This window comes from Pseudomonas sp. 22189 (assembly GCF_052045635.1).
In the GTDB taxonomy this organism is placed as follows: Bacteria; Pseudomonadota; Gammaproteobacteria; order Pseudomonadales; family Pseudomonadaceae; genus Aquipseudomonas; species Aquipseudomonas parakoreensis.
In genome coordinates this window covers 316,034-322,269 of record NZ_JBQEPG010000004.1, presented here as the reverse complement: position 1 = coordinate 322,269, position 6,236 = coordinate 316,034, and the positions used below count along the sequence as shown (strand labels likewise).

Here is a 6,236-nt window from a genome sequence, read left to right as displayed (position 1 = left end):
GTAGTTGAATTCGACAAGATCGACAGCGCTCCAGAAGAAAAAGCTCGCGGTATCACCATCAACACCGCGCACGTTGAGTACAACTCGAACATTCGTCACTACGCTCACGTTGACTGCCCAGGTCACGCTGACTATGTGAAGAACATGATCACCGGTGCTGCTCAAATGGACGGCGCTATCCTGGTTTGCTCGGCCGCTGATGGTCCGATGCCACAAACCCGTGAGCACATCCTGCTGTCCCGTCAGGTAGGCGTTCCGTACATCGTGGTTTTCCTGAACAAGGCTGACCTGGTAGACGACGCTGAGCTGCTGGAACTGGTTGAGATGGAAGTTCGCGACCTGCTGTCCACCTACGACTTCCCGGGCGATGACACTCCAATCATCATCGGTTCGGCTCGTATGGCGCTGGAAGGCAAAGACGACAACGAGATGGGCACCACTGCCGTCAAGAAGCTGGTTGAAACTCTGGACAGCTACATCCCAGAACCAGTTCGTATGATCGACAAGCCATTCCTGATGCCAATCGAAGACGTGTTCTCGATCTCGGGTCGCGGTACTGTTGTGACTGGTCGTATCGAGCGCGGTATCGTTCGCGTTCAAGATGCACTGGAAATCGTTGGTCTGCGTGACACCACCACCACCACCTGCACCGGTGTTGAGATGTTCCGCAAGCTGCTCGACGAAGGTCGTGCTGGTGAGAACTGCGGCGTTCTGCTGCGTGGTACCAAGCGTGACGACGTTGAGCGTGGTCAGGTTCTGGTCAAGCCAGGTTCGGTTAAGCCGCACACCAAGTTCACTGCAGAAGTTTACGTTCTGAGCAAGGAAGAAGGCGGTCGTCACACTCCGTTCTTCAAAGGCTACCGTCCACAGTTCTACTTCCGTACTACTGACGTGACTGGTAACTGCGAGCTGCCAGAAGGCGTTGAAATGGTAATGCCAGGTGACAACATTCAGATGACTGTTACCCTGATCAAAACCATCGCGATGGAAGACGGTCTGCGTTTCGCTATCCGTGAAGGCGGTCGTACCGTCGGCGCTGGCGTCGTAGCTAAAATCATCGAGTAATTCTCTTTTATAGAGTCTGCTTGATGAATTGAAAAAGCCCCCGCTCAGCGGGGGCTTTTTTATTGGGTTGACACCTATCTGGGGCGTCTATAGAATTGCGCCTCCTTTTAACGGGCGTATTGCGCCCGGTGGGAATAGCAGCCGGAGTCTGAAATCCAATGCAAAATCAGCAAATCCGTATCAGGTTGAAGGCTTTCGACCATCGCCTGATCGACCAATCAACCCAGGAAATCGTGGAAACCGCGAAACGTACTGGTGCTCAAGTGCGTGGTCCAATTCCACTGCCTACCCGTAAAGAGCGGTTCACCGTTCTGGTTTCCCCGCACGTCAACAAAGACGCGCGTGACCAGTACGAAATCCGCACTCATAAGCGCGTTCTGGACATCGTCCAGCCAACGGATAAAACCGTTGATGCACTTATGAAGCTTGATCTTGCGGCCGGTGTGGAAGTGCAGATCAGCCTCGGCTAAGACTCGGTCTTGGTCGTGTAACGCTCTGAAATGGGCGGCCATAGCGGGTGAAAGCCCCGTACACTCATGAGGTTTACAACATGACTATTGGTGTAGTCGGTCGTAAATGCGGTATGACCCGTATTTTCACCGAAGAAGGTGTCTCCATTCCGGTCACGGTCATTGAGATCGAGCCGAATCGCGTCACCCAGTTCAAAACTGAAGAGACCGATGGCTATCGTGCAGTGCAAGTCACTGTCGGCGAGCGTCGCGCTTCGCGTGTAACAGCAGCTCAGGCTGGCCACTTCGCTAAAGCGAACGTTGCCGCTGGTCGCACCACCATGGAATTCCGCCTTGAAGAAGGCGAGTACCAGGCTGGCGATCTGATCAACGCTGAAATCTTCGCCGCTGGTCAACTGGTTGATGTAACCGGTCAGTCCAAGGGTAAAGGCTTCCAGGGTACGATCAAGCGTTGGAATTTCCGCGGGCAAGATAACACCCACGGTAACTCCGTATCCCACCGCGTCCCAGGCTCTATCGGCCAGTGCCAGACTCCTGGTCGTGTATTCAAGGGCAAAAAAATGTCCGGTCATATGGGCGCTGAGCGCGTGACCGTGCAGTCCCTGGAAGTAGTGCGCGTGGACGCTGAACGCAATCTGTTGTTGGTCAAGGGCGCTGTTCCTGGCGCTACTGGCGGCAACCTGGTTGTACGTCCAGCAGCCAAGGCTCGCGGTTAAGGGGAAGCTGACATGCAATTAAATGTAAATGACGCTCAAGCGATCGAAGTTTCCGAACTGACATTTGGCGGCGAATTCAACGAGACGCTGGTTCACCAAGCAGTCGTGGCCTACATGGCCGGCGGCCGTCAAGGTAGCAAGCAGCAGAAGACCCGTTCCGACGTTCGTGGTGGCGGCAAGCGCCCATGGCGTCAGAAAGGTACTGGCCGTGCTCGTGCCGGTACTATCCGTAGCCCAATCTGGCGTGGCGGCGGTACCACTTTCGCAGCTCGTCCACAAGATCACTCCCAGAAGCTGAACAAGAAGATGTATCGCGCAGCAATGCGTTCCATCCTTGCTGAGCTGGTGCGTACTGATCGTCTGGTCGTGGTTCAGGATTTCGCTGTTGAAACTCCGAAAACCAAAGATCTGCTGGGCAAACTGAACAACATGAGCCTGACCGACGTTCTGATCGTGTCGGACGCTGTTGATCAGAACCTGTACCTGGCTGCTCGTAACCTGCCACACGTAGATGTACGTGACGTGCAAGGTTCCGATCCAGTTAGTCTGATCGCATACGACAAGGTGTTGATCACCGTGTCGGCCGTGAAGAAATTCGAGGAGCTGCTGGGATGAACCAGGAACGCGTATTTAAAGTTCTGCTTGGCCCGCACGTTTCCGAGAAGGCTACGGTTCTGGCAGACAAGAAAGGCCAGTTCGTTTTCAAGGTTGCTACTGATGCAACCAAGCTGGAAATCAAGAAGGCCGTCGAAAGCCTGTTCAGCGTGAAAGTAGAGCGCGTCACTACCCTGAACGTTCTGGGTAAGAGCAAGCGCACTGCTCGCGGTCTGGGCAAGCGTAATGACTGGAAGAAGGCAGTTATCTCCCTTCAGCCAGGCCAAGATCTCGATTTCAGCAGCAGTGCTGAGTAAGGAAGGGGTGCATCATGGCAATCGTTAAATGCAAACCGACTTCCCCTGGCCGCCGTTTTGTGGTCAAGGTGGTCAACCAGGAGCTGCATAAAGGCGCTCCTCACGCACCGCTGCTCGAGAAAAAATCGAAGACTGGTGGTCGTAACAACAATGGCCGTATTACCACTCGTCACATCGGTGGTGGTCATAAGCAGCATTACCGTATGGTCGATTTCCGTCGCAACGACAAAGATGGCATCGTCGCCACTGTCGAGCGTATCGAATACGATCCAAACCGTACCGCTCACATCGCACTGCTCTGCTACGCAGACGGCGAGCGTCGCTACATTATCGCCCCTAAAGGCGTGAGTGCTGGCGACCAGCTGATCGCAGGCGCTCTGGCTCCAATCAAGCCAGGCAATGCTCTGCAACTGCGCAACATTCCAGTCGGTTCTACCGTACACGGCATCGAACTGAAGCCAGGTAAAGGCGCACAGATCGCTCGTTCCGCTGGTGCTTCGGCTCAGCTGATCGCTCGTGAAGGCGTGTACGTTACCCTGCGTCTGCGTTCCGGTGAAATGCGTAAAGTCCTGGCTGAATGCCGTGCGACCCTGGGCGAAGTCTCGAACTCCGAGCACAGCCTGCGTTCGCTGGGTAAAGCTGGTGCCAAGCGCTGGCGTGGCGTTCGCCCAACCGTTCGTGGTGTTGCCATGAACCCGGTTGACCACCCACATGGTGGTGGTGAAGGTCGTACCTCTGGTGGTCGTCATCCGGTATCGCCATGGGGCTTCCCGACTAAGGGCGCGAAGACTCGTGGTAATAAGCGTACCGACAAAATGATCGTCCGTCGTCGCAAGTAAATAGAGGGATACGACAGTGCCACGTTCTCTGAAAAAAGGTCCTTTTATTGATCTTCACCTACTGAAGAAGATCGAAGTGGCGGCGGAAAAGAACGATCGCAAACCAATTAAGACTTGGTCGCGTCGTTCGATGATCCTGCCACAAATGGTCGGTCTGACCATTGCTGTACACAACGGCCGTCAGCACGTCCCAGTTCTCGTGAACGAAGACATGGTTGGCCATAAACTGGGCGAGTTCGCCGGTACCCGCACTTATCGTGGGCACGTGGCTGACAAGAAAGCCAAGCGTTAAGGGGTAAGGAAATGGAAGTAGCCGCTAAGTTGTCGGGCGCTCGAATCTCCGCCCAGAAAGCCCGCTTGGTCGCCGACCAGATCCGCGGGAAGAAGGTGGGCGAAGCGCTCAACCTGTTGGCTTTCAGCAGTAAGAAAGCCGCCGAGATCATGAAAAAAGTGCTGGAGTCGGCCGTAGCCAACGCCGAGCATAACGAAGGCGCAGACGTTGATGACCTGAAGGTCAGCACCGTTTTCGTCAACGAAGGGCGTTCGCTGAAGCGCATCATGCCACGTGCCAAAGGCCGTGCTGATCGCATCGTCAAGCGGTCTTGCCATATCACTGTCAAGGTTGCTGACAAGTAACGGAGTCGAAGAGATGGGTCAGAAAGTACATCCCATTGGCATTCGCCTGGGAATCGTCAAGGAGCACACCTCCGTCTGGTACGCAGACGGTCGGACTTATGCGGACTACTTGTTCGCAGATCTGAAGGTGCGTGAGTATCTCCAAGACAAACTAAAAAGCGCGTCCGTAAGCCGTATCGATATCCATCGTCCGGCTCAAACTGCACGCATCACCATCCACACCGCTCGTCCAGGTATCGTTATCGGGAAGAAGGGTGAAGATGTTGAGAAACTGCGTCAGGACCTGACCAAGCAAATGGGTGTGCCTGTGCACATCAATATCGAAGAGATCCGCAAGCCGGAGCTCGACGGTATGCTGGTTGCGCAGAGCGTAGCTCAGCAGCTGGAGCGTCGTGTAATGTTCCGTCGTGCTATGAAGCGCGCAGTACAGAACGCCATGCGCATTGGTGCCAAAGGCATCAAAATCCAAGTGAGCGGTCGTCTCGGCGGTGCTGAAATCGCACGTACTGAATGGTATCGCGAAGGTCGTGTGCCACTGCACACCCTGCGTGCCGACATCGACTATGCCAACTACGAAGCTCACACCACTTACGGTGTGATCGGTGTAAAGGTTTGGATCTTCAAAGGCGAAGTAATTGGTGGTCGCCAAGAAGAGCTGAAGCCACAAGCACCAGCGCCTCGTAAAAAAGCTGCTAAGTAAGGGGTACGCCAAATGTTGCAACCTAAGCGTACGAAGTTCCGCAAGCAGATGACCGGCCACAACCGTGGTCTGGCACTGCGCGGTAGCAAAGTCAGCTTCGGCGAGTTCGCGCTGAAGTCTGTTGCTCGTGGTCGTCTCACCGCTCGTCAGATCGAGTCAGCGCGTCGTGCTCTGACCCGTCACGTAAAACGTGGCGGCAAGATCTGGATCCGTGTATTCCCGGACAAGCCGATCTCCAAAAAGCCTCTCGAGGTTCGTATGGGTAAAGGTAAGGGTAACGTGGAATACTGGGTTGCCCAGATTCAGCCAGGCAAAGTCCTGTATGAAATCGAGGGTGTTTCTGAAGAGCTGGCGCGTGAGGCTTTCGCCCTGGCTGCTGCAAAGCTGCCGCTCGCCACCTCCTTTGTTAAACGGACGGTGATGTGATGAAAGCGAATGAACTTCGTGAAAAATCCGCACAGCAGCTGAACGAGCAACTGCTCGGCTTGCTGCGCGACCAGTTCAATCTGCGCATGCAGAAAGCAACTGGCCAGTTGGGGCAGTCTCATCTGCTCTCGCAAGTTAAGCGTGACATCGCTCGCGTGAAGACTGTGCTCAACCAGCAGGCAGGTAAGTGATCATGGCTGAAGCCGAAAAAACTGTCCGTACGCTGACTGGCCGTGTTGTCAGCGACAAGATGGACAAAACCATCACCGTTCTGATCGAGCGTCGCGTTAAGCACCCGATCTACGGTAAATACGTTAAGCGTTCGACTAAGCTGCACGCGCACGACGAAACCAATCAGTGCCACATCGGCGACAAAGTCACTATTCGTGAAACTCGTCCGATGGCCAAGACCAAGTCTTGGGCGCTGGTTGATGTTCTCGAACGCGCTGTGGAAGTCTAAGGGCTAGGGGTCG

The 6,236-nt window shown here is 54.7% G+C and carries 12 protein-coding genes; all 12 read left to right on the top strand.

From position 1 onward, the window contains the following. Positions 1 to 1,065: elongation factor Tu (gene tuf, locus ACTJKS_RS06390; RefSeq protein WP_440828804.1), on the top strand; the 1,065-nt coding region annotated here is incomplete at its 5' end. 158 nt (positions 1,066 to 1,223) lie between these two features. After that, positions 1,224 to 1,535 carry a 30S ribosomal protein S10 gene (gene rpsJ / locus ACTJKS_RS06385; RefSeq protein ID WP_003186070.1) on the top strand — a complete coding sequence of 104 codons (312 nt, stop codon included), beginning with the start codon at positions 1,224 to 1,226 and terminating at the stop codon, positions 1,533 to 1,535. 80 nt (positions 1,536 to 1,615) lie between these two features. After that, positions 1,616 to 2,251, top strand: coding sequence for a 50S ribosomal protein L3 (gene rplC / locus ACTJKS_RS06380; RefSeq protein WP_003228738.1), 636 nt, complete (start codon positions 1,616 to 1,618; stop codon positions 2,249 to 2,251). 12 nt (positions 2,252 to 2,263) lie between these two features. Next, entirely contained in the window at positions 2,264 to 2,866 is a 603-nt protein-coding gene (gene rplD, locus ACTJKS_RS06375; protein ID WP_003228735.1) for a 50S ribosomal protein L4, read from the top strand. Next, positions 2,863 to 3,162 carry a 50S ribosomal protein L23 gene (rplW, locus tag ACTJKS_RS06370; protein ID WP_002555488.1) on the top strand — a complete coding sequence of 100 codons (300 nt, stop codon included), beginning with the start codon at positions 2,863 to 2,865 and terminating at the stop codon, positions 3,160 to 3,162. The genes rplD and rplW overlap by 4 nt, the downstream gene beginning before the upstream one ends. 14 nt (positions 3,163 to 3,176) lie before the next feature. After that, the gene (rplB, locus tag ACTJKS_RS06365; protein ID WP_003228734.1) at positions 3,177 to 4,001 is read left to right on the top strand and encodes a 50S ribosomal protein L2; all 825 of its coding nucleotides are present in this window, start codon (positions 3,177 to 3,179) and stop codon (positions 3,999 to 4,001) included. A gap of 16 nt (positions 4,002 to 4,017) precedes the next feature. After that, the gene (gene rpsS / locus ACTJKS_RS06360; RefSeq protein ID WP_003228731.1) at positions 4,018 to 4,293 is read left to right on the top strand and encodes a 30S ribosomal protein S19; all 276 of its coding nucleotides are present in this window, start codon (positions 4,018 to 4,020) and stop codon (positions 4,291 to 4,293) included. An 11-nt stretch (positions 4,294 to 4,304) separates the two neighbouring features. Continuing rightward, on the top strand, positions 4,305 to 4,637 hold the full coding sequence (rplV, locus tag ACTJKS_RS06355; protein WP_003103908.1) for a 50S ribosomal protein L22: 333 nt from the start codon (positions 4,305 to 4,307) through the stop codon (positions 4,635 to 4,637). Between the two features lie 13 nt (positions 4,638 to 4,650). Further along, on the top strand, positions 4,651 to 5,337 hold the full coding sequence (gene rpsC, locus ACTJKS_RS06350; protein WP_003176422.1) for a 30S ribosomal protein S3: 687 nt from the start codon (positions 4,651 to 4,653) through the stop codon (positions 5,335 to 5,337). Positions 5,338 to 5,349: 12 nt separating this feature from the next. Then, complete coding sequence (gene rplP / locus ACTJKS_RS06345) at positions 5,350 to 5,763, top strand: 50S ribosomal protein L16 (protein WP_003228729.1); 414 nt, start codon at positions 5,350 to 5,352, stop codon at positions 5,761 to 5,763. Beyond that, positions 5,763 to 5,954 (top strand): 50S ribosomal protein L29, encoded by a 192-nt coding sequence (rpmC, locus tag ACTJKS_RS06340; RefSeq protein ID WP_002555481.1) that lies wholly within the window; start codon positions 5,763 to 5,765, stop codon positions 5,952 to 5,954. Before rplP ends, rpmC begins: the two co-directional genes overlap by 1 nt. A gap of 2 nt (positions 5,955 to 5,956) precedes the next feature. Continuing rightward, the gene (rpsQ, locus tag ACTJKS_RS06335; protein ID WP_003194644.1) at positions 5,957 to 6,223 is read left to right on the top strand and encodes a 30S ribosomal protein S17; all 267 of its coding nucleotides are present in this window, start codon (positions 5,957 to 5,959) and stop codon (positions 6,221 to 6,223) included. The last annotated feature ends 13 nt before the right edge of the window (positions 6,224 to 6,236 follow it).